This is a genomic window from Campylobacter sp. 2457A, assembly GCF_020135895.1.
In the GTDB taxonomy this organism is placed as follows: domain Bacteria; phylum Campylobacterota; class Campylobacteria; order Campylobacterales; family Campylobacteraceae; genus Campylobacter_D; species Campylobacter_D taeniopygiae.
The window spans coordinates 20,251-42,526 of record NZ_JACHTO010000016.1 but is presented as its reverse complement, the minus strand read 5'-3'; the positions used below and the strand labels follow the sequence as shown (position 1 = coordinate 42,526).

23 protein-coding genes and 1 pseudogene are annotated in these 22,276 nt (G+C 29.5%); 13 read left to right on the top strand and 11 right to left on the bottom strand.

All coding sequences use genetic code 11. The annotated features are described in order from the left end of the window. Both H2280_RS06150 and metK read right to left on the bottom strand, forming a co-directional pair. Positions 1-675: pseudogene (locus H2280_RS06150) on the bottom strand (DUF2972 domain-containing protein); the annotation flags it as partial. A gap of 103 nt (positions 676-778) precedes the next feature. Beyond that, the gene (gene metK, locus H2280_RS06145) at positions 779-1,978 is read right to left on the bottom strand and encodes a methionine adenosyltransferase (protein WP_337215974.1); all 1,200 of its coding nucleotides are present in this window, start codon (positions 1,976-1,978) and stop codon (positions 779-781) included. Positions 1,979-2,146: 168 nt separating this feature from the next. On the opposite strand from metK, the gene H2280_RS06140 reads away from it, so the two are divergent. Genes H2280_RS06140 through aat form a run of 12 tightly spaced genes read left to right on the top strand, consistent with a single transcriptional unit; the run spans position 2,147 to position 13,118 of the window. Next, positions 2,147-3,028, top strand: a complete 882-nt coding sequence (locus tag H2280_RS06140; RefSeq protein WP_337215973.1) for an aspartate carbamoyltransferase catalytic subunit — start codon at positions 2,147-2,149, stop codon at positions 3,026-3,028. 9 nt (positions 3,029-3,037) lie between these two features. Continuing rightward, positions 3,038-4,750, top strand: a complete 1,713-nt coding sequence (locus H2280_RS06135; protein ID WP_337215972.1) for a M3 family oligoendopeptidase — start codon at positions 3,038-3,040, stop codon at positions 4,748-4,750. Further along, complete coding sequence (locus H2280_RS06130) at positions 4,750-5,187, top strand: hypothetical protein (protein ID WP_337215971.1); 438 nt, start codon at positions 4,750-4,752, stop codon at positions 5,185-5,187. Before H2280_RS06135 ends, H2280_RS06130 begins: the two co-directional genes overlap by 1 nt. Then, positions 5,184-7,226 (top strand): ATP-dependent helicase, encoded by a 2,043-nt coding sequence (locus H2280_RS06125; RefSeq protein WP_337215970.1) that lies wholly within the window; start codon positions 5,184-5,186, stop codon positions 7,224-7,226. Before H2280_RS06130 ends, H2280_RS06125 begins: the two co-directional genes overlap by 4 nt. Then, complete coding sequence (gene truB, locus H2280_RS06120) at positions 7,223-8,041, top strand: tRNA pseudouridine(55) synthase TruB (protein WP_337215969.1); 819 nt, start codon at positions 7,223-7,225, stop codon at positions 8,039-8,041. Before H2280_RS06125 ends, truB begins: the two co-directional genes overlap by 4 nt. Continuing rightward, positions 8,035-8,262, top strand: a complete 228-nt coding sequence (gene csrA / locus H2280_RS06115) for a carbon storage regulator CsrA (protein WP_137623444.1) — start codon at positions 8,035-8,037, stop codon at positions 8,260-8,262. The genes truB and csrA overlap by 7 nt, the downstream gene beginning before the upstream one ends. Next, on the top strand, positions 8,259-9,023 hold the full coding sequence (locus H2280_RS06110) for a 4-(cytidine 5'-diphospho)-2-C-methyl-D-erythritol kinase (RefSeq protein WP_337215968.1): 765 nt from the start codon (positions 8,259-8,261) through the stop codon (positions 9,021-9,023). The genes csrA and H2280_RS06110 overlap by 4 nt, the downstream gene beginning before the upstream one ends. Continuing rightward, positions 9,020-9,487, top strand: coding sequence for an SsrA-binding protein SmpB (gene smpB, locus H2280_RS06105; protein WP_337195275.1), 468 nt, complete (start codon positions 9,020-9,022; stop codon positions 9,485-9,487). The genes H2280_RS06110 and smpB overlap by 4 nt, the downstream gene beginning before the upstream one ends. Beyond that, on the top strand, positions 9,484-10,089 hold the full coding sequence (locus tag H2280_RS06100; protein ID WP_337215967.1) for a TlpA family protein disulfide reductase: 606 nt from the start codon (positions 9,484-9,486) through the stop codon (positions 10,087-10,089). The genes smpB and H2280_RS06100 overlap by 4 nt, the downstream gene beginning before the upstream one ends. Beyond that, positions 10,089-10,379 carry an ATP-dependent Clp protease adaptor ClpS gene (locus H2280_RS06095; protein WP_337215966.1) on the top strand — a complete coding sequence of 97 codons (291 nt, stop codon included), beginning with the start codon at positions 10,089-10,091 and terminating at the stop codon, positions 10,377-10,379. The genes H2280_RS06100 and H2280_RS06095 overlap by 1 nt, the downstream gene beginning before the upstream one ends. Then, positions 10,376-12,496: an AAA family ATPase gene (locus H2280_RS06090; protein WP_337215965.1), complete on the top strand. Its 2,121-nt coding sequence runs from the start codon at positions 10,376-10,378 to the stop codon at positions 12,494-12,496. The genes H2280_RS06095 and H2280_RS06090 overlap by 4 nt, the downstream gene beginning before the upstream one ends. Beyond that, positions 12,471-13,118, top strand: a complete 648-nt coding sequence (aat, locus tag H2280_RS06085; RefSeq protein WP_337215964.1) for a leucyl/phenylalanyl-tRNA--protein transferase — start codon at positions 12,471-12,473, stop codon at positions 13,116-13,118. Before H2280_RS06090 ends, aat begins: the two co-directional genes overlap by 26 nt. 3 nt (positions 13,119-13,121) lie before the next feature. On the opposite strand, the gene H2280_RS06080 is transcribed toward aat, so the two are convergent. Together H2280_RS06080 and H2280_RS06075 are read right to left on the bottom strand one after the other, a co-directional pair. After that, the gene (locus H2280_RS06080) at positions 13,122-13,727 is read right to left on the bottom strand and encodes a MarC family protein (RefSeq protein WP_137623480.1); all 606 of its coding nucleotides are present in this window, start codon (positions 13,725-13,727) and stop codon (positions 13,122-13,124) included. A 35-nt stretch (positions 13,728-13,762) separates the two neighbouring features. Further along, entirely contained in the window at positions 13,763-14,116 is a 354-nt protein-coding gene (locus tag H2280_RS06075; protein ID WP_337215963.1) for a methionine-R-sulfoxide reductase, read from the bottom strand. 83 nt (positions 14,117-14,199) lie between these two features. On the opposite strand from H2280_RS06075, the gene H2280_RS06070 reads away from it, so the two are divergent. After that, on the top strand, positions 14,200-14,997 hold the full coding sequence (locus tag H2280_RS06070; RefSeq protein ID WP_137623451.1) for a ferritin-like domain-containing protein: 798 nt from the start codon (positions 14,200-14,202) through the stop codon (positions 14,995-14,997). Here H2280_RS06070 and pssA read toward each other — a convergent pair. From pssA to pglF, 7 genes are all read right to left on the bottom strand, one after another. After that, a complete protein-coding gene (pssA, locus tag H2280_RS06065; RefSeq protein ID WP_137623452.1) occupies positions 14,994-15,716 on the bottom strand; it encodes a CDP-diacylglycerol--serine O-phosphatidyltransferase in 723 nt (240 codons plus the stop codon). The genes H2280_RS06070 and pssA overlap by 4 nt on opposite strands. 10 nt (positions 15,717-15,726) lie before the next feature. Then, positions 15,727-16,338 carry a phosphatidylserine decarboxylase gene (locus tag H2280_RS06060; RefSeq protein ID WP_337215962.1) on the bottom strand — a complete coding sequence of 204 codons (612 nt, stop codon included), beginning with the start codon at positions 16,336-16,338 and terminating at the stop codon, positions 15,727-15,729. Beyond that, entirely contained in the window at positions 16,338-18,263 is a 1,926-nt protein-coding gene (gene ftsH / locus H2280_RS06055) for an ATP-dependent zinc metalloprotease FtsH (protein WP_337195279.1), read from the bottom strand. Before ftsH ends, H2280_RS06060 begins: the two co-directional genes overlap by 1 nt. Then, positions 18,263-19,108 (bottom strand): 50S ribosomal protein L11 methyltransferase, encoded by an 846-nt coding sequence (locus H2280_RS06050; RefSeq protein ID WP_337215961.1) that lies wholly within the window; start codon positions 19,106-19,108, stop codon positions 18,263-18,265. The genes ftsH and H2280_RS06050 overlap by 1 nt, the downstream gene beginning before the upstream one ends. A gap of 27 nt (positions 19,109-19,135) precedes the next feature. Then, positions 19,136-19,528 carry a chemotaxis response regulator CheY gene (locus tag H2280_RS06045; protein WP_137623456.1) on the bottom strand — a complete coding sequence of 131 codons (393 nt, stop codon included), beginning with the start codon at positions 19,526-19,528 and terminating at the stop codon, positions 19,136-19,138. Between the two features lie 84 nt (positions 19,529-19,612). Beyond that, positions 19,613-20,503, bottom strand: coding sequence for a PDC sensor domain-containing protein (locus H2280_RS06040; RefSeq protein ID WP_137623457.1), 891 nt, complete (start codon positions 20,501-20,503; stop codon positions 19,613-19,615). A 2-nt stretch (positions 20,504-20,505) separates the two neighbouring features. Further along, on the bottom strand, positions 20,506-22,275 hold the full coding sequence (pglF, locus tag H2280_RS06035) for a UDP-N-acetylglucosamine 4,6-dehydratase (configuration-retaining) (protein ID WP_337215960.1): 1,770 nt from the start codon (positions 22,273-22,275) through the stop codon (positions 20,506-20,508). Position 22,276 lies beyond the last annotated feature (1 nt).

Genomic DNA, 22,276 nt, shown 5'->3' with positions numbered 1-22,276 from the left:
AGTTTTGTAATTTATTTTTTCTTTTTCATCATTAAGTTTTTTAGGATCAAGTAAAGACGGATAAGGATGGTTTTCTTTTTTGTATTTTTCATTAAAATCATTTGACAATAACCATTCTTCTATAAGGTTAAAATTCTTTATAAAATAATCAAAATTATGAAAGATATTTTCTATAATAGGTTTATAATCTTCATGGGTTTTTAATAGCTTTTCTATTTTTAAAATTTTTTCCAAAAATAAAGATTTGTTGCTTAAAAGATCTTTAGGAATTTCTACATCATATATTTTAAATTGATCAAATGTTTTTTTAAATATTTGAAATTCTTTATTGGCTTTTTTTACATTTTTAGCCAATGTAAAAATACTTCCTTTATACCAAGTTTTAAAAGTTTTGATTAGAACTTCACCTAACATATAAGATAAATGAAATTGATATTTTAAAGCTTGTTTATAATCAGAACATTTTTCTAAATTGGGATATTTTAAAGAAGGAAAGACTTTAACAGTTTCTTGATAGATTAATTTTTCTTTTTTATATTGTTTTATAATGCTATAAAGCTTTTTAAATAAGCTTAAGCACCCCCCCCCATTTTTATTATATTCGATCATAGCTTGACCGAGTTTATAAGCTAAATGGTTTTTAATTCTTTCTGTGGCTGATTTTGGGTTTTGCATGGTGAGGGTCCTTAGATTAGATATAATAAATTTATAAACAAAGATATTATATAAAAATTTAGTTTAAAAAATAGGCAAATAAAAGCCCTTTTTTATAGGACTTTTATTTTTTTAGTTTTTTAAATTGCTCCAATGCATCTAGTTTTTCCCAAGGATAATCCTTTTGACCAACTTGCCCTCTAGCTGCAACATCAGCATATAAAAAAGTTTCTTTACTTGGTTTATCTAAGCCAAATTTATCGCGTATCCAATTAGGTGTTAAAGAGAAATTTTCCATTACAAAATCGCTTAAAACCTCATCACTCACACTTGTATTAGTCCCCATGCAATCCACGCTTACAGAAGTTGGTCTTGCAACACCTATAGCATAACTTAATTGAACAATGCACTTTTTAGCAAGTCCAGCTGCTACAATATTTTTAGCAAGCCATCTACCCGCATAAAGTCCGCTGCGATCAACTTTAGTATAATCTTTACTCGATTGAGCACCTCCACCGATTGGAGAATATCCACCAAAACTATCCACAATAAGCTTTCTTCCTGTTAAGCCACTATCATGCAATGAAGAGTGATTGACATATTTTCCAGTAGGATTGATTAAAATTCTTGTTTTTTCCGGATTAAAAAGTTCTTTTGGCAAATTCGTATCTAAAATAAGTTTCATCACCAAAGATCTTAAATCTTCAATTTTCATGCTTTCCACACAAGGAGCTGAAACAACTATAGTATGAATGCTTTGTGGCATACAATTTTCAAAATTCTCTTTTGTGTCGTAATCAATAGTCACTTGAGTTTTAATATCGACCCCAAGTTCGTGTGGATGAGACTTTGCATAAGCATAAACCTTATCACAAAGCATTCTTGCGTAAGAAATGGCCGCAGGCATATATTCATCAGCTTCACAACTTGCAAAACCAAACATTATACCTTGATCTCCGGCTCCAGTTTCCCCATCTTCTTGATCAACGCCTTGATTGATATCAGGGCTTTGTTCATTTAAAAATACCATAACATCAATTTCATCAGGATGTAGGCATTGTTCTTTGCTAAAATGCCCTGCTCCATCATAACCAATATTTTTCAAAACATCTCTAACTAAATTATCGTAATCAGATTTACTGAGTTTGTGATTTGATTTTACTTCTCCTCCAATCACAATCTTATTTCCTGCGACAAAAACCTCACTCGCCACCCTTGAATTTTTGTCATTTTTCAAGAGTATATCCACTATTGTATCAGCGATTATATCCGCGCATTTATCAGGATGACCTGCGCTTACAACTTCAGAAGTGAATAGATACATAAAAAAATCCTTTAATTTTAAAATAAAGCACATTATTATAACTAAAAATAAATTTACACTACGTTAATTCAATAAAATTTATAAATATTAAGAAAAATTTCGATAAAATTAAGAATATTTTTTAGCTTAAAAATTTTAAAATTTTTGTTGATTTTTAGCGAGGCGAGCATGAGACATCTTATCACAACAAAAGATTTTAGCAATAATGAGGTTATAGAGCTTTTTCAAGAAGCTAAAGAGTTTTTAGATGAAAAACCTAGAGACTTTCTTAAAGAAAAAAGCATTACGACTATTTTTTTTGAAAACTCTACTAGAACCCTTTCATCTTTTGAAAGTGCAGCTAGAAGATTAGGAGCAAGGGTTTTGCGCTTGGATGTTTCAAGATCGAGTTCAAGCAAAGGCGAAACACTTTATGATACTGCTGCAAATTTAGATGCAATGCATCCTCATGCTATTATTGTAAGGCATGCAAATTCTGGAGTACCTCGCATTTTATCTTCATGCGTTCATTGTCCTGTTGTTAATGGTGGAGATGGAAAACACGCTCATCCTACTCAAGCTTTGCTTGATTTATTTACCATTTATGAACATTTTCAAGGAGATATTGAAAATAAAAGAATTTTAATAGTTGGAGATATAAAAAATTCTCGCGTTGCCTCTTCAAATATTGAACTTTTAAGTCGCTTTGGTATAAAAATTACCCTAGTAGCTCCGCCACATTTTATGCCAAATACATCCTTGCCAAAATCTTATCATTTAAACGAAGAATTAATCGAAAACGCAGACATTATCATGAGTTTAAGAACTCAAGTTGAAAGACATGAAAAGATAGTTTATGCATCTCTAAAAGATTATGCTAATGATTTTTGCATCAACCCTAAGCTTATAAAAGATAAAAAACTCATTTTACTTCACCCAGGCCCTGTAAATAGAAATATTGATATCAGCGATGAAGTTATGAAAGATCAAAGAGCTTTGATTTTAAAGCAAGTAAAAAATGGTGTTGCAATTAGAATGGCTGTTTTAAAAAAACTAATTTTAGAAAACTAAGGAAAAATAATGACTCAATGGGATCTTAGTATACTTTTTCAAAATGAAAAAGAATTAGAAAATTACACATCTTGCTGCATTAATGAAACAGAATTATTTAAAGAAAACTATGAAAACAAGTTAGAATCACTCACAGCGCAACATTTTTTAAACGCTCTTAAAGAATATGAAAATTTAAATTTAAAACTTTCCAAAATAATGACCTATGCTTATTTATGTTTTGCAAAAGACACTTCTAGGGGTTCTTTTTATGCTAAATATGAGCAAGAATGTCAAAAAGCAGAAGAAAATTTATTATTTTTTGAGCTTGAATTTTGCACAATTAGCGAAAATAAAAATCAAGAATTCATAACATTTTGTCAAGATTATCATTTTTATCTTACAAATTTAATCAAAAATAAAAAATATAATTTAAGCCAAAAAGAAGAACGGGTGATGCTTTATATGTCTAATACCGGAGCAAGTGCTTTTGGTCGTCTTTTTGATGAGAGTATAAGTTCTTTAAAAATATCTTTTGAGGAGCAAGAATTAAGTGAAGAAGAAATTTTAAGCAAACTCTATGATCATGATAGAAAAATCAGAAAAAAAGCAGCAAAAAAATTTACAAAAGCTTTAAATAAAAACATAAATTTACTTACTTTTATTCTCAATATGGTAAAAACTGAACTCAAAAATATTTGTACTTTGCGTGGCTATGAAGATGCAGAAACACCAAGACATTTAAAAAATCAAATTTCTAAACAAAGCGTTGATTCCCTTATAAAAATAACTCAAAAAAATTTCTCACTTGTAGAACGTTTTTATAAAAAGAAAAAACAAATCTTAGGGTATGATACTTTAAAAGATTACGATCGTTATGCTCCAATCGGAAAAGAAACCAATTTTAGCTTTGAAGAAAGTAAAAAAATTATCTTAGAAGCTTTTTATGATTTCTCACCTATTTTTGGAGATATAGCAAAAGAAGCCTTTGAAAAAGGATGGATTGATGTTTTTCCTCAAGATAAAAAGCAAGGAGGAGCTTTTTCTCACTCCGCTACACCAGATTCTCATCCTTTTATTTTGTTAAATTATACCAACAAAAGAAGAGATCTTTTTACACTTGCTCACGAGCTAGGACATACTATTCATCAAAAATTATCCTATAGCGTATCTTTTTTAAATCAAGATACCCCACTAACAACAGCCGAAACGGCTTCAGTATTTGCAGAAATGCTAGTTTTTGATTATGTTAAAAATAAATTAAAAAAAGAAGAACTCATCGCTCTTTATGCTGCAAAAATCGAAGATATTTTTGCCACACTTTATAGGCAAATTAATTTTACTTGCTTTGAAAGACGTATTCATAATCACAAGCACGAATTAAGCAGTGAAGAAATTTCTAAAATTTGGATGGAAGAATCCCAAAAAATGTTTAAAGAAAGCGTGGATTTAACTAAAAATTATGCACTTTGGTGGAGTTATATCCCACATTTTATCCATACTCCATTTTATTGTTATGCTTATGCATATGCACAACTTTTAGTACTTGCATTTTATGGACTTTACAAAAGAAAAGAAAAGCAAAATTTTAAAGAGCTTTATATCAAAATGCTTTCTTTAGGAGGAAGTGTTAGCCCAAAAGAACTTGTATCAATGTTTGGTTTTGATATAGAAAATGAAAATTTTTGGGAAATTGGTATGGCTGAAATTAAACAAATGATCGATGAATTTATGGAGTTGTGATGCTAGAAACTATTTTAAAAAATGAAAATTTTATCAATTTAATGCAAGATAATTGTTTTCGAGTTATACAGAATTTAATCCAAAATAACATAGAATTTTCAATAGTTGCCAATACTCAATTTCTAGATTTTAATCCTATTTTACCACCTGAATTAGATGTTAAAAAAAATCCTTATGCACTTTTTGTTTTGGGTGGTTATACTTTTAGCTCTATAGAATTAGAAAAAGAATACTTGCAATTTCACGCTGGATTTGGTCCTAATGATTTTGACAGCTATGTTAAAGTTGATCTTGGAGCTATCACTCAAATTCAAGTTGAAAATAGCGTTATCTTTGTTAATTTTAGCCTTTATAAGCGTAAAAATAAGCAGAATTTACAAAATTCTAAAAATATTTTTCTACAAAACCCAAATAATTTAGATCTTTTAAAAAAATGAACTTATTTGAAGGTTTAAATTCTAGCCAAATAGAGGCAGCTTCACATATTGATGGAGCTATGCTTATTTTAGCAGGTGCTGGTAGCGGCAAAACAAAAACCATTACAACTCGCCTAGCCTACCTCATAAAAGAAGTAGGAATTCCAGCCTCAAATACCCTCACCCTAACCTTTACCAACAAAGCAGCAAGCGTAATGAGAACAAGGGCTTTGGCTTTAATTAATAATCATGCTAATCCACTCCTATGCACTTTTCACAAATTTGGACTTATGTTTTTAAGAATGCATATTGAAAAACTTAACCGACAAAATGATTTTATTGTTATAGATAGCGATGATGCAAAAAAAATTTTAAAAGAAATGGTTGATAACTCCAAAGAAAATATTTCTACTATTTTACATTTTATCTCCACTTGTAAAAATATCGCTAAAAATCCTGATGAAATTTTAAAAGATTTAAAAACAATAGAAAATTCAGATAAAACTTATATAAAATATTATCAAAAATATCAAGATTATTTAGCAAAATACAATTTTGTTGATTTTGATGATTTATTACTTTTACCCTATCAAATTTTGGAAAATGATTTAGAATTTGCCAAAGCTCAAAGCAATATTTATCAATACATCACCGTTGATGAATACCAAGATACCAATACTTTACAATATAAAATTCTAAAAAAACTTTGCAGTTCTCATGAAAATATTTGCGTTGTAGGGGACGATGATCAAAGTATTTATGGATGGAGGGGCGCTAAAATAGAAAATATTTTAAATTTTCAAAGCCAATTTGATAATGTCAAATTAGTAAAACTAGAACAAAATTATCGCTCCGTAGGATCGATTTTAAATGCTGCAAATATCTTAATTGAACACAATAAAAAAAGATTAGGCAAAACTTTAGTTTGCACTAAAGATCACGGAGAAGAAATAAAACTTCTTTATAGTGATGATGAAAAAAAAGAAAGCAATAGCATCTGTGAAAAAATCAAAGAATTACTTAGCAACAATACTCCTGCAAATGAAATCGCTGTTTTGTTTCGAGTTAATGCACTCTCACGCGCTATCGAAGAAGCTTTCATGCGTGAAAAAATTGCTTATAAATTACTTAGCGGTATGCGTTTTTACGAAAGATTAGAAATTAAAGATTTAATCGCTTATTTACGCTTTCTTGCTAATACCAATGATGATTTTTCACTAAAACGCATTATCAATCGTCCAAAAAGAGGTATAGGAGAAAGCAGTGTTAAAAAATTTGAAGAATATGCCAAAAAAGAAAAAATTTCTCTTTTTGAAGCATTATGCAATCCCAATATTATCAGCTCAAAAAAAACAAATCGTGAAATACAAAAATTTATCCACGTCATCCATGAATTATTAGAATGTAAAAATTTAAAACAACTCATTGATCAGTTTGAAGAAAAAATTAAATTGAAAGATTTTTATAAAGAACAAATCGATACAGAAGATAGAGTTGCTAATATTTGTGAATTTTATGCCAATCTTAATGATAAAATCAAACAAGATGAAGATCTTAAATTAAATGATTTTTTAAATGAAATTTCGCTTTTGAGTGATCAAGATAATTTGGATGGTAATTGTGTTTATATTATGAGTATTCATGCAAGCAAAGGCTTGGAATTTGATCATGTTTTTATCATAGGCCTTGAAGAAGGTTTTTTTCCGGTAGATAATTCAGATATAGAAGAAGAAAGACGTCTTGCTTATGTTGCTATAACAAGAGCAAAAAAACAACTTCATTTAAGCGTTTCAAACTCAAGATTTTATCGTGGATCGAGAACTAAACTTTTTCCTAGTAGGTTTTTAGAAGAAAGCAAACTTAACCAAAACAAATCTCCTTATTCTATTTCTCAAAAAAATACATCAAATTATCAAAAAGGAGATTTGGTAAAACATAAAATTTTTGGTATAGGGAGAATTACAGGTGTTATTAAAAACGGCAGGGAAGAAAGATTAAAAATCAATTTTGGCGGCATAGAACGCACCATTTTATCAAGTTTTGTAGAAGGTGTAGTGTGAATAGAATTTTTGCCGCATTTAAACCCGCGGAAATAAGCTCTAATCATTTTTTAAATCAACTCAAGAAAAAATACAATAATAAAAAAGCGGGATATTCTGGAACTTTAGATCCTTTTGCTAAAGGTGTTTTAATTGTCGCTTTTGGGCAATACACTAAACTTTTTCAATTTTTAAAAAAAACTCCAAAAATTTATCGAGCAACCTTATGGTTTGGTGTAAAATCTTTAAGTCTTGATAATAAAAACATACAAGAAATAAAGACTTTAAAACCTTTTAATTTATCAGCTCTTGAAAAAATCAGTGAAGAACTTTTAGGCTTGATTGATTACTTCCCACCTCAATTTAGCGCTAAAAAAATTGAAGGAAAAAGGGCCTATGAATTTGCAAAAAAAGGAGAAAATATTGCGTTAAAATCTTGCACAATGGAAATTTTTTCTTGCAAAATTTTACATTATAATCATCCCTTTTTAAGCATAGAAATCAGTGTTAGTGAAGGATCTTATATTAGATCTTATTGCGAAATTTTTGCTAAAAAATTAGGCATTAATGCCACTTTAAGTTCATTAGAGCGCATAAAAGAAGGAAAATTTGTCTATAATAACGAAAAAAAAATTAATGTGTTAGAATATCTTGATTTAAAACCTAATTTCATTTGTGATCTAAGCAAACTTGAAAACGGATCTAAGCTAAGTTTGGATGATCTTAAATATCAAGATAGCGGAAATTATTATATAGAAAGTGAAAAATATTTTAGCATTATTAATATTAATGAAAATAAGGTAAAATATCTTTTAAATAAGGTTGAAAAATGTTAATATTATCAAGAAAAGAAAATGAAAGTATTATTATCGGTGAAGGCATAGAGATTAAAGTGGTTCAAACCGGAAAAGGCTATGCAAAAATAGGTATCGATGCTCCAAAATCACTAATGATTTTAAGAAAAGAATTGATGACTCAAATTAAAGATGAAAACTTGCATTCTGTAGTTAAAAACGATATCAGCTTAGACGATCTAAGTAAAAAACTAATCAAATGAAAGCATACGCTAAAGCAAATATTTTCTTAAAACTTATTGGATTAGATACTAGAAGATACCATCTTTTAAGCTCTCGCTTTATATTACTTAAAGATCTTTATGATGAACTTTATTTAAGCGATGAAAAGACTCAAGAAGGTTTTGAAATCATTAGTGATTTTCACTGTGAAGACAATATTATCAAAAAAGCTTATCATTTATTATGCGACTATGGCTATAAAAATCAACTTGAAGAATTATTTAAAAATAAAAGCTTAAAACTTATAAAAAATATACCAACAGGTGCGGGACTTGGTGGCGGAAGTAGCGATTGTGCGAGTTTTTTAATTTTAACGAATGAAACTTTAAATTTAAAACTATCCACTCAAGAATTAATCAATCTAAGCACAAAACTAGGAAGTGATATTGCCTTTTTTCTAAGCGGATTTCACTCTGCAAATGTTAGCGGATGCGGAGAAATTATCAACGCTTTTGAAGATGAAATTCCGAGCCTCAATTGGACTTTTCCACAAATCTTTTGCGATACAAGCAAGGTTTATAAAGAATTTGATAAAAAAAGACATGATTTTAATCTCAATTTAAAACAAGCTAAAATATATGAAAATTTAAGCACTAAAGAACTTCTTCAAGACTATAAAAACTTAGAACTTAATGATTTATTTACCCCTTGTGCATCTTTATATCCTAAAATGTTAGATTATTTAGAAAATCAATATTTTTTAAGTGGAAGCGGAAGTAGTGTTTTTAAGGTTGATAAGTGAAAATTATCGCTAGAAATAAAAAAGCTTTATTTAACTATAGCATTATAGAACGTTTTGAGGTTGGCATTGTTCTTAAAGGCAGTGAAGTGGTGGCTTTACGTGCTGGAAGGGCTAATCTAAAAGATTCTTTTGTTCGTATTATCAAAGGAGAACTTTTTCTTTTAAACGCTCATATTGCTTTATTAAATACGACTCATGCTTTTTACAAACATGAAGAAAGAGGCGCTAGAAAGCTATTGATGCACAGAAAACAAATCGATAAGCTTTTTGGTAAAGTTAGCATTGAAGGATATACGCTTGTTGCATTAGATCTTTATTTTAACAATAAAAATAAAGTCAAAGCAACCCTAGCTTTAGTTAAGGGTAAAAATTTACACGATAAGCGTGAAACCTTAAAAAAGAAACAAGCTGATTTAGATGCTAGAATGGCTTTAAAAAATATCAACAAAGGGATGATTAAATGAAAAAAATTTTAACTCTGGTTTGCGCAAGTGTTATTTTTTTTCTCAGTGCTTGCTCTCATGAAGAAGATGTGAAAAATGATTATATGTTTGAAGAATATAAAAAAGGCGATGAGATCGTTTTGAAAAATATCAATGGTGGTGCTACTAAAACCCTTATTCGAACTGATAAAGGATTTGTTGTTAAAGGGGAGGAAAATAAGGTTTTAATGATTGATTTTTTTGGCACTTTCTGCACTCCTTGCAAGGAAGAAGCTTTAAATCTTAGCAATCTTTGGAGAAATAATTCAGATAAACTTATTATCATCGGTTTAACACACTTTGAAGATGTTAGCGATGATGCTGTAAAAAAATTTGCTAATGACTATGGAGCTTATTATTTTTTAAGCAATAACTCTCAAAATGATCGCATTATTGCCCAAATCTTAAAAGATATTAATTACCAAAGTATGGAGCAACTACCTTTTAAAGTTGTTATGAAAAATGGAAATTATCAAAATCTTAGCGATTATTGGAATAACAATACTCCTGTGAATTTTTATCTTGGAAAAATTCCAACTCAAATAATTCAAGATGATTTAAATAGAATTTATAAAGAAAAATAATGCCAAAAGTTAAAACTCTAGAGCAAAGCAAACTCCAAGAACCTAAAATGTTTAAGGTTATATTATTAAATGACGATATAACCACGATGGACTTTGTTATAGAAATTTTAATGAGTATTTTTCATCATAATTTTGAAAATGCAAGCAAAATTATGCTAGAAGTTCATTTAAATGGTAGTGGAGTATGCGGAATTTATACGCAAGAAATAGCGCTTTCAAAACAAAAAAAAGTTTTTGAAGCTGCACAACTGGCAAATTTTCCTTTAAGAGTAAAAGTGGAAAAAGAATGAAATATCAAGAAAATTTACAAAAGTATCTCGAACATGCTAGACATTTAAGCTTTATTAATAAGCACGAATTTACAACTTGTGAGCATTTGATTTTTGCTCTAGTTAAATTAAGCGTGGATTTTAAAACCATTTTCAAAGAATGCACCGATAAAGACTTAGAAATTTTCGAAGAAGAGCTTAAAAACCACATAGCAAAAAATAATGAAATATTAAATGAAGAAGTTACACCTACTAATTCTATTATTTTGGATGAAATTTTAGCGGATAATTTTGCCGAAATGAAAATCATTGATTTTCTAGAAAAAATTTTACAGGACGAAAGAACAATATCAAATTATTTATTAAAAAAATACGATATCAATCTAGAAAAAATACAAGAACTCAAACAACACACTCAAGTAGAAATTTTAAATTCTTATACAAATAATCTAACTCTTTTAGCAAAGCAAGGAAAAATCGATCCCTTGATAGGTAGAAAATTTGAACTCGAAAGAATATTACAAATTTTATCTCGTCGCAAAAAAAACAATCCTATTTTAGTTGGCGAAGCCGGAGTTGGCAAAACAGCTATCATTGAAGGACTTGCTCTTGCTATTGTCGAAAAAAAAGTTCCTAAAAAATTACAAAATGCTCAAATTTTTAGCTTAGATATGGCCGGATTACTTTCTGGGACAAAATATCGCGGAGATTTTGAAAAACGTATTAAAGAAATTCTAAATGAACTAGATAAAATACCTAACGCCATTTTATTCATTGATGAAATTCACACTATAGTTGGAACTGGAGCAACGGGAGAATCACACGCTGATTTTTCAAATCTTTTAAAACCATCGCTTAGCAACGGTAACTTAAAATGCATAGGGGCTACCACTTATATGGAATATAAAAATACTTTTGATAAAAACAAGCCTTTGAGTCGTCGTTTTGCTAAAATCAATGTAGATGAACCAAGCCAAGAAGAAGCCTTTCAAATTTTACAAGGATTAAAAACAAAGTATGAAAAATTTCATCAAATCAAACTCGATGATGAAATTCTCAAACAAGCAGTCACTTGGGGTAAAAAATTTTTTAACGACAAGTATTTACCAGATAGTGCCATAGATCTTATTGATGAACTTGGAGCCTCTTTTGCCTTAAATCCAAAAAATAAAAAAAATATCACGCTTAAAGATTTGGAGCTTGTCTTAGCTAAAATGACTCGACATCATAAAATGTTTGAATTTGATCATAATAAAGCTTTGGCTAACTTAAAGACGAATTTAAAAACGAAAATTTTTGGACAAGATGAAGTTATTGATGGGTTGGTATCTACGTTAAAACAAAGTTTTGCTGGATTTAAAAATTCTAATTCTCCAAGAGGAATTTTTTTATTTACAGGATCTAGCGGGGTTGGAAAAACAGAACTTTGTAAAACTTTGGCAGAATTTTTAGGACTCAATTTAGAACGTTTTGATATGAGTGAATACGCAGAAAAACACTCTCTTAGTAAGCTTATAGGCTCTCCTGCTGGCTATGTTGGCTATGAAGACGGTGGGCTTTTAAGTAATGCTATACGAAAAAATCCTTTCAGCTTGGTGCTTTTTGATGAAATAGAAAAAGCCCACCCTGATTTAAGCAATACCTTTTTACAAATATTTGATAATGCCGAACTTACAGACAATAGCGGACTTAAAATAGATTTTAAAAATACTATTATCATAATGACATCAAATCTAGGCTTAAAAGAGAGTAATGAATTGGGATTTTTAAGTAAAAATGAATCAAAAAGTGATCGCGCTATAAAAGATTTTTTTGCTCCTGAATTTATCAATAGAATTGATAAAATATTGCATTTTAATGATTTAAATGATGAGATATTAGCAAAAATTGTACAAAAGGAATTGGATGAAATTTCTGCAAATTTAAAAAATATCAAAATTACCGCCGATGAAAAAACTAAAATTTATTTAGCTAAAAAAGCCTATAATAAAGAATTTGGCGTCAGATTACTTAAACGTATCATTTGCGAAGAAATTGGAGAAAAAATTAGTGATGAAATTCTTTTTGGCAAACTCAAACAAGGCGGAATAGTTAAAATCAAACTCAAAAAAAATGGACAGCTTGAATTTATATTCTAAATTATTAAAAGCTCCTAAAGATGCACCTGTATTTTTAAGTGCAAAATTAGAAGCAAATTTTATCTTAAAAGCTTATCGTTTTGGACTTTTTCCATGGACTAGCAATCCAGTTACTTGGTGGTGTCCTGATCCTAGATGTATATTAGAGCCTAAAGAAATTCATATACAAAAAAATATGAAAAAATTTTTAAATCTTTACGAAGTAAAGCTTGATTATGATTTTTTAAAACTCATCACTTCTTGTAAGAACGCACGTTCTCAAAGCTGGATCGATAATGATTTCATCCGAGCATACAATACTCTTTTTCAATTAGGATATGTTCATACTTTAGAACTCTATGACCATGATGAATTTGTAGGGGGAATTTATGGATTAATCATAGGAAAAGTTTTTTTTGGAGAAAGCATGGTTAGTCTAAGAAAAAATGTTTCAAAAATCGCAATGATAAAACTTTGCGATCTATTATCGCCTTATAATTTCATAATAGATTGTCAAATTTATAACAAACACTTAGAATTTATGGGTGCAAAAAACATCCCTAGAGAAGAATTTCTAAAGATTATTGAAGAAAAATGCTGTCAAGAAAGCGGCTTTGAAAATTTTAAAGATTTAAAAAAATAAAATTTATAAATGAAAAATATCCTTTAGTCCTATTACAATCATCTTAAACCCCATAGCCGCGATAAACACTTGAGCGATACGAGAGAAAATATGCAAAATAAGTTTTCCAACTATTTTTTCTATAGTTGCTGCAAAATGAAACAAAACAAACATAAAAACAAAAGCTATAACCATACCTCCAAGAGCTATATCAATCCCACAATCTCCAGAAATCACAACCACGCTTGCCAAAGCTCCTGGCCCAACAAGCATAGGAAAAGCCATAGGAATTAAACTTTGACGCAAAATTTCTTTATCATCCATTTCTTGATAAAAACTAAAATCTTTCATAATCATTTTTGTAGAAAAAAGTAAATTTTTAATCGCCATGATGATTAAAACCAATCCCCCAGAAACCCTTAATTCATCCAATGAAATTCGAAAAATATATTGCATAAGCAAAGGACCCAAAAATAAAAATACAAGCATAATAACAAGTGCTGTATAAAGTATATATCTAAACAACCTTTTTCTAAGGTTTAAAGGCAAACCATCACTCATAGATAAAAATTGAGTTAAATTCCCAAATGGATTTAAAATAGCAAGCAAGGTTATACTAGAAAAAAACATTAAATAAAATTCAGAACCTAAATTTGATAACACGATCAACCTTTTACAAATTCTAATGAAATTGAATTTACACAATGTCTAATATTTTTCTCAGTAAAACCCTCACCTTCAAAAACATGCCCAAGATGTGCATTGCAATTTGAACACACTATTTCTGTACGCACCCCATCTTTATCGAGGATTCTTTTTACAGCTCCTGAAATTTCATCATCAAAACTTGGCCAACCACATCCTGATTTAAATTTATCCTCTGATTTATAAAGCTTAGAACCGCATTGCTTACAAAGATAAATCCCTTTTTCATAAAAATCATTATACTTTCCACTAAAAGGGGCTTCAGTGCCCTTTAGTAAAATAATTCTTTTTTCTTCTTCGCTTAATATTTTCATTATCATTTTCCAATCTAAAAAATTAAAATTATAACAAAATTTATTTTTTTTAAATATAATTAAAATAAAAATTTAGGATAAAAATGCATCAAGAATTCTTTTCTAATTTGGAAAAAATTTTATACGAACAAGATATTGAAGAAAAATTTAAACAATTTTCTGATTTTTATGATAATTTTAAAAGTCAAAAAATTGTCTTCAATCATGATCAAAATAGCATTTTTAAGGAAAATATATATTCTAATTTAAAACTTATTCATCCAACAAGAATCAGACGTCCAAAATTTGTAAATTCTACCCATTCTTTAGCTAAAATAATCCATTCTATAGCACATATTGAATTTAGTGCTATCAATCTAGCTTTAGATGCAAGTTATCGTTTTAAAAATTTGCCAGAACAATTTTATAAAGATTGGCTAGAGGTTGCTGAAGAAGAAATTAAACATTTTAATTTCTTAAATTCAGCATTAAAAGAACTAGGTTTTAAATATGGAGATTTTAGTGTACATGATAATTTAGAAGCTGCGCTAAAAGTAACCCAAAATTCTTTAAATTTTAGAATGGGTGTAGTTCATCGTGGCTTAGAAGCAAAAGGGCTTGATGCAAATCCTTTTGTAGTTGCAAAACTTGAAAGTTCAAATCATCCTATAAAAAATTTATTAAAAGAAATCTTAGCCATCATTTTAAATGACGAAATCAACCATGTAAAAAAAGGGGATTATTGGTGGAAATTCTCAAATAAAGAACAATATAGCTTTTTAGATATTTGTAATTTATTTCATCAATTTTCCCTTGCTGGAAAAAAACTTAATATAGACGCAAGATTAAAAGCTGGATTTAGCAATGAAGAATGTGAAAACATTGCTAAATTTTACACTTAACTTCTTTTAAATTTAGAATAAATAATCGTATAAAAAGCTCGTATAATTCCATAAAGAACATACAAACTCGCTAAAGTGATTAAACTTCTAAGAGGATAAAGATACAAAAATGAAAATATAATGATTAATATAATTAACACTTTTAAAACACTAGATCGATTAAAATCCAATTTTTTAAAACTTGGATAGCGTATATTACTTACCATCAATAAACCTAAAATTGCTTGCAAAATTAAAAAAGCAATACCGTAGGTTTTTAAAAAATCATAATGATAATAACTATAAGTCCAAATCGAACTAACAACAGCTGCTGTAGGTATAGGAAGACCTATGAAAACAGAGGGCTCGTAAGTTCCGGTTGTTACATTAAATCTTGCCAGACGTATCGCACCAAAAACCACAAAAAAGGCCGCGATCAAAGAACCATATCTTCCATATTCAGAACCTATTACCATGTAAAAAAGTATAGCAGGAGCAACGCCAAAAGCAACCAAATCGGCCAAAGAATCAAATTCGATTCCAAATTTTGAAGTGGTTTTTGTTAGTCTAGCTACCCTTCCATCGAGTCCGTCACAGATTAAAGAAAAAATGATATAAATTAAAGCCTTGTAATAATTTCCTTGTATGGAGCTAATGATAGAAATAACACCCAAAAAAATAGAAGCAGCGGTAAAAAGGTTTGGTAAAATATAAACAAATTGCGGTTTATTGCTATTCATAACAATCTCCTTAAATCAAATAACCCAACAAAGATCCAGATTTTATTTCATCTCCAAGTCCTGCTTGTATCCGTATATTTTTCGGAAGTACCAGTTTTATCTTTCCATCAATTAAAAAACCTAATCTATCCCCAACTTTTAAACCATAAGAAATATTATCAAGTCTTAGTTTTCTTCCTAAATTTCCAGCATAAATTTCCAAAATTATTTTAGATGAATTACTTACAGCATTGATAGAAATTTTTTCTTTTAAAAAATTTAAATTTTGAAATCCTTTATCTATAAAAAGTCCGTATCTATATTTAACTTCATCAATATTCATTTCAAAAGGAGCATAAAAAGAACCTGCATTGCAAAAAGAATTGGCGATACTTATTTCTATACATTCTCCAAAATCTTTTCTAAAAGTATTTTCTATTTGAATAATTTGCCCATTTATAGGAGATAAAATTGCTTTTTTATCATGACAAATTAAAATACGATTTGGATTTCTAAAAATAAATAAAAATATCAATAGTGCCAAAAAAAGCACAAAAGAAAAGCCATTTAAAATCCAAAAAAATATGATTAAAAATACAATCAAACCTATACTAAAATAGCCCTCTTTTGCGATATATTTCATTATTTTTCTTCTTTAGTATTTTCTTCAATGTCTTGCAAACGACTTGAAAGATTATTTTCATTTTCATAATTTTTAATAATCTCTCGCACTTTTGCACCCTCTATTGTTTCTTCCTCATAAAGTGCTGCAACCATAGTTTCAATAGCACCCTTATATGCACTTAGTGTATCTTTAACATCCTTGTAACGTTCATCTAAAGTTTTTTTAACATATTCATCTAAAGACTCTGCTGTTTTCTCAGAATAGTCTTTAATGGTTTGTCCACCACTTAAAAAAGTATTTCTTTGTTTTTCAAGCACCATCAAACCTGCGATTTCACTCATACCATACATAGAGATCATTGCTTTTATGATATCTGTAGCTCTTTCTAAATCATTACTTGCCCCTGTTGAAATTTCTCCTATAAACACTTCTTCAGCTGCTCTACCACCTAAAAGCACATCAACTTCAGCAATGAGTTCATGTTTTTGCATTAAAAATTTATTCTCTTCAGGAGTATTGAGTGTATAACCTAATGCTGCTAAACCTCTTGGGATAACAGATACCTTACTTACTTTTTTTGCACCTTTTGTGGTTTCAGCAATTAAAGCGTGACCACATTCATGATAAGTTACAATTTTTTTCTCTTTATCACTAATACGACGCGATTTCTTTTCAAGTCCAGCTATAGCTCTTTCAACCGCTTCTACAAGATCATTTTGTTCTACATGTTTTTTAGAATCTCTTCCCGCTAATAACGCAGCTTCATTGATAATATTAGCCAAATCAGCACCAGCAAGTCCTGCGGTCAATCTTGCAATATCTTCAACTTTTACTTCAGGAGAAATTTTAACATCTTTCATATGAACTTTTAAAATATCACATCTACCTTTAAAATCCGGCTTATCCACCAAAACTTGTCTGTCAAATCTACCTGGTCTTAAAAGCGCAGCATCTAAAACTTCTGGACGGTTTGTAGCCGCTAAGACAATAACAGGAGAACTTTCCGTTCCAAAACCATCCATCTCTGCCAAAAGCTGATTTAAGGTTTGCTCTCTTTCATCATTTCCACCCATCATACCACTAGCTGCACGACTTTTTCCTATAGCATCAATCTCGTCGATAAATACAATAGCAGGAGCTTCTTTTTTTGCATTTTCAAATAAATCTCTCACGCGAGATGCACCAACACCCACAAACATTTCAATAAAAGAAGAACCAGAGACGCTAAAAAATGGAACATCTGCTTCACCAGCAACTGCTTTTGCAAGTAAAGTTTTACCTGTTCCTGGAGGTCCAACAAGCAATAGTCCTTTCGGGATTTTAGCCCCAAGTTTAATATATCTTTCAGGGTACTTTAGAAAATCAACTATTTCCTTAACCTCTTCTTTAGCCTCTTCAACACCTGCAACATCATTAAATTTTACTTTTGGCTTTTCAGAATTGACTAATTTTTTAGAACTTCCTATACCTAAAATAGATCCCCCCATATTTTTTTGCATACGACTAGCCAAAAACATCCAAATTCCAAAAAATATAAACACAGGTAGCACCCATGAAAACAATATATCAGTAAACCAATTTGTTTCAGAATAAGCTCCATAGGCGATATTTTTACTATCAAGCAAACTCACAAGCTCTGGATCATTAACCTTTTTAGCACTATAAACCGTATTTTGGGAACCTGAAACAGCTTTTATAGTGGTTTGTCCTATGCTGACTTGATTAATCTGACCACTTTCTATTAATTTTTTAAGTTCAGAATAAGGAATATTTTTATGAGTTTCTCCGCCATTTAGCATACCGCTAAATGAGGAATTTCCATCAAATAATCCTTTAAAAATGACTATCATTACAATAGCAAAAACCGCAAAAATAAAAATAGGATTTTTATTAAAAAAACCGTTATTTTGCGGATTGCCTTTATTGTTTGAAGAATTATTCATTAGATTTCCTTTTTATTTTTATATACAAAAGAGCACCATTCATTGATTTTAATTTCATCAATAAGCTCCAAATCTTGAAATTTTTCTTTAATTCTTGTCTGATATTTGTCTAAAATTCCAGACAATATAAGTATAGCATTATCTTTTAAATGTTTTTTAATATCTTTTTCTAAAATCAAAATAACATCTGCAATAATATTTGCTACAATTAAATCATATTTATGTTTTGCCTGATCAATAGAACCTTTCCATGAATTTTCAAAACAAACCTGATTGAGTTTGGCATTTTCTAAAGAACTATGAATAGCTAATTCATCAGTATCACATATTTCAACCTTGCAACCTAGTTTTGACATTGCAATACCTAAAATCCCACTACCACAACCCAAATCTAAAACTAAATCATCTTTTTTTGCAAATTTTTGTAAAAATTTTATACAAGCATAAGTACTCTCATGGTGACCCGAACCAAAAGCCAAAGCAGGATTTATTTTAATATTAATATAATTTTTCTTTTCTTCTTGCCAAGTAGTATGAATATAAATTTGATCAATTAAAATAGGTTTGATATTTTTTTTATATTCTTCTATCCAATTTTTATTTTCTTTTTCTTCGACAGTTTTGTTGTAGAGAATTTCTTCTTTTGTGTTAAATTTTTCTTTCAGTTTTTGAGTAAAAATTTCAAGAGCCCATGAGAGTTCTTCTAAACTCTCATTTGAACGTATATAAATACCTTCATCTTTTTCTTCTATGGCTTCAATACCTAAATCAAAAACAAAATCAAGAAATAAATTTTTATATTGTTTATCTACTTTAAAAAATAATTCATAATAAATTTTTTGCATCATAGTGCCATAAAAAAGGCTTTATTTTTATTCAGCTGAAGCCTCATTAGAACCTGTTCCTAAAACATCTTCAAGTTTTTCTTTTAATACCTGAGGAGTAAAAGGCTTAACAATATAATTATTAACACCAGCTTTTAAAGCGGTAATTACTTCGGCTTTACCACCTTCTGTAGTTACCATAATAATTGGCATATCTTCATATTTTTTTTCAGCACGAACTTTTTTAACAAGCTCTAAGCCATTCATTTCTGGCATATTCCAATCGGTAATTAAAACCTGAACATCTTCATTCTTAACAAGTAAATCCCAAGCCTCAACTCCATGTTCAGCCTCAAGAACATCATTATGTCCAAGTCTTGTTAGGGTATTCTTAATAATCCTTCTCATGGTAGAACTGTCATCAACAACTAACAATTTCACAATTTGTCCTTTCAAAAATTTATTTTGCTATTGATTTTTTAATTTCATTAACCTCGTAAAAAAATAATTATAACATTTTTTTCCTTAATTATTCTTATATTTTACTGCAAATAAATATATACTAAGTCCTATTAAAAGAAGATTAATGCCTCCAATAAGATAAAATACATAAAGCATTTGCGATAAATCACTCGAAACAAGTTTAAAAACAAGCATTAAAGCCTCTATAGCTAACGCTATAATAATAGATCCTAAAAATCTCACCATGGTTTTTTGAATCCCATTAATCTCTTTTTTTGTTTTTCCAAAAACCTCTTCTTCTATAATTGTTTTTGTTAAATCAAAAATAGCCAAGGCTAAAGTTATAGCAATGGTACTTTGAAAAATAACCTGTATGCCAACTTCTCCTTGAGGATGAAATAAACTAAATAAGCCTTTTTGAAATAAAAAACAAGTGATGATAAATAAAACTGCAGCAAAACAAAAATAAACTATACGACTAAAATAGGTAAAAATAGTTTCAGAATAGCCAGTTTCTATCATTTTTAAAATATTTGTTAAGCTGATATCAATGCAAACAACAAATAATAAATTATCCTTGTTATCATAAATAGGCATTGAAGCGGTAACACATAACTCATTGTTTAAAATTGAAGGGTAAGGATCACTAAGAGTGCATCGCTTAAGATTAACAGCTCTATAAAAATAAGCTTTTGAACTCTTATCTTCCCCATCTCCTATTTCAAATTCTTTTTTTAATGCTATAGCGTTTCCAATTTGTCTTCCAGAAGTATCAAGTATATACAAAGCATCAAAAACTGAAATATCATGCTCGATTTTGTCTAAAGCAGCTCGTATGCTTTCAAGACGAATATCGGGAAGTTTATTGGGTAAATTTCTTGTTAGAATATAAGTCATATAAGCTCTAGCTTTATAACGATTATCTTCAAATCTTTGCATGTCTTTAATAAACATGTTTAATTACCTCCAGCATTGTGTTTAAATTCAGGCACTATTTCTTTTAAAAGACTAATTATATCTTTATTTTGCTTAAGCCTCTCAATTTGCACATTTAAAATATTTAAATCGATTTTCTCATTTTTTACCACAAAAATACTTTCATACTTTGTTTTAGCGTCATTTTCATCGATCAAAAGCTCTTCAAAAAGCTTTTCCCCTTTTCTAAGTCCTACGATTTTAATTTCCAAGTCAGGACGATTTGAAAGCAAAAGCATTTTTTTAGCTAAATCCATAATCTTAACAGGTTTTCCCATATCAAGCACAAAAAGTTCTCCACCTTTTGCAATAGCCCCAGCCTGCAAAACAAGTTGCACAGCTTCATTTACAAGCATAAAATAACGCACGATATCAGGATGTGTTAAGGTTAGCGCTTCTCCATTTTCAATTTGAGCTTTAAATTTAGGAATCACACTTCCACTCGATCCTAATACATTACCAAAGCGCACACAAGCAACTTCAAAATCAGAACTCGAAGAACTTAGTGTATAAAGCTCACAAACTCTTTTAGTACATCCCATGACACTTGTTGGACGCACGGCTTTATCTGTGCTAATCATTACAAATTTCTTAACACCGTTGGCCTTAGCACAATCGGTTAAAATTTTTGTTCCTACTATATTATTGATCACAGCAGCATAAGGATTTTGCTCGCAAAGTGGGACATGTTTATAAGCAGCAGCGTGTAAAATCAATTCAGGTTGATATATTTTTAATGCTTTATCAAGAGAATCTTGATCTAAAATGCTCATCATCAAAGGAGTGATTTTTTCTTTGAAATTTTGCAATTCCTCATTGATTTTATAAAGATTAAATTCGCTATGATCAAGCATTATGAGATGCTTTGCACCAAATTTAATGCATTGTTTGCAAAGCTCACTTCCTATAGTACCACCTGCCCCGCTTACCAAAACGACCTTATCTTTTAAAAATGCCGCTACAGCTCCATCATCTAAATCTTTTGGCTTTCTAGCTAAAAGATCTTCTATGCTAATATCTCTAGTTTTATTTTGGGTAAAAGAAAATATTTTAACATCTATAATGCCATAGTCTATTAATTCTTCAAAAAGCTTTTTTAAAGATTCTTGCTCTAGCTTCAATGCAATAATAGCTGTTTTAATGCCATCTTGAATATATTCTTTGATTTTGCTTTTATCTTGAACGATAAATTTGTCACAATAAGTTCCTATAAGCTCTTTTCTCTCATCGATCACCCCAACAGGATAAAATCCTAAACTTCCCTCTCTTGCACCTTTTAACAAATGCAAAGCCTTAGAAGTTGCCCCTATAACGATGCAAGGATTTTCCTGCTCGGCTTTGGAAGATTTAAAATCTACAAGCATTCTTTTGCTGATCCTTAAAGTTCCTATAAACATATAAGATATAACAAAATCAATCCCTACGACACTTCTTGGAAAGGGGTTGAAAAAATCACTAAAAAAATAAAAAATGATTAAAAAACAAAACTCAGCCAAAGCTAAAGCAAAAAAAATTTTTCTTGCCTCACTTAAAGAAAAAAATCTCCAAGCAACCTTATAAATTCTAAAAATAAATAAAAAAGCTATTTTCAAAAAAAGTAAAATAATTCCTGCTTTAAACATGCCTTGATAGAAAATATTTGCAATATCTCCACTAAAACGTAAAGAGAAAGCCAAATATATAGAAAGAGAAAACAAAACAATATCAAAACATAAAAAAAAGATTAATCTTTTGCTTTTATAAAAATCCATA

Coding starts and splice junctions, on each gene's coding strand:
- metK (WP_337215974.1), bottom strand. CDS start 1,978: ATGTATCTATTCACTTCTGAAGTTGTAAGCGCAGGTCATCCTGATAAA.
- H2280_RS06140 (WP_337215973.1), top strand. CDS start 2,147: ATGAGACATCTTATCACAACAAAAGATTTTAGCAATAATGAGGTTATA.
- H2280_RS06135 (WP_337215972.1), top strand. CDS start 3,038: ATGACTCAATGGGATCTTAGTATACTTTTTCAAAATGAAAAAGAATTA.
- H2280_RS06130 (WP_337215971.1), top strand. CDS start 4,750: ATGCTAGAAACTATTTTAAAAAATGAAAATTTTATCAATTTAATGCAA.
- H2280_RS06125 (WP_337215970.1), top strand. CDS start 5,184: ATGAACTTATTTGAAGGTTTAAATTCTAGCCAAATAGAGGCAGCTTCA.
- csrA (WP_137623444.1), top strand. CDS start 8,035: ATGTTAATATTATCAAGAAAAGAAAATGAAAGTATTATTATCGGTGAA.
- H2280_RS06110 (WP_337215968.1), top strand. CDS start 8,259: ATGAAAGCATACGCTAAAGCAAATATTTTCTTAAAACTTATTGGATTA.
- H2280_RS06100 (WP_337215967.1), top strand. CDS start 9,484: ATGAAAAAAATTTTAACTCTGGTTTGCGCAAGTGTTATTTTTTTTCTC.
- H2280_RS06095 (WP_337215966.1), top strand. CDS start 10,089: ATGCCAAAAGTTAAAACTCTAGAGCAAAGCAAACTCCAAGAACCTAAA.
- H2280_RS06090 (WP_337215965.1), top strand. CDS start 10,376: ATGAAATATCAAGAAAATTTACAAAAGTATCTCGAACATGCTAGACAT.
- aat (WP_337215964.1), top strand. CDS start 12,471: ATGGACAGCTTGAATTTATATTCTAAATTATTAAAAGCTCCTAAAGAT.
- H2280_RS06080 (WP_137623480.1), bottom strand. CDS start 13,727: ATGTTTTTTTCTAGTATAACCTTGCTTGCTATTTTAAATCCATTTGGG.
- H2280_RS06075 (WP_337215963.1), bottom strand. CDS start 14,116: ATGAAAATATTAAGCGAAGAAGAAAAAAGAATTATTTTACTAAAGGGC.
- H2280_RS06070 (WP_137623451.1), top strand. CDS start 14,200: ATGCATCAAGAATTCTTTTCTAATTTGGAAAAAATTTTATACGAACAA.
- pssA (WP_137623452.1), bottom strand. CDS start 15,716: ATGAATAGCAATAAACCGCAATTTGTTTATATTTTACCAAACCTTTTT.
- H2280_RS06060 (WP_337215962.1), bottom strand. CDS start 16,338: ATGAAATATATCGCAAAAGAGGGCTATTTTAGTATAGGTTTGATTGTA.
- ftsH (WP_337195279.1), bottom strand. CDS start 18,263: ATGAATAATTCTTCAAACAATAAAGGCAATCCGCAAAATAACGGTTTT.
- H2280_RS06050 (WP_337215961.1), bottom strand. CDS start 19,108: ATGCAAAAAATTTATTATGAATTATTTTTTAAAGTAGATAAACAATAT.
- H2280_RS06040 (WP_137623457.1), bottom strand. CDS start 20,503: ATGTTTATTAAAGACATGCAAAGATTTGAAGATAATCGTTATAAAGCT.
- pglF (WP_337215960.1), bottom strand. CDS start 22,275: ATGGATTTTTATAAAAGCAAAAGATTAATCTTTTTTTTATGTTTTGAT.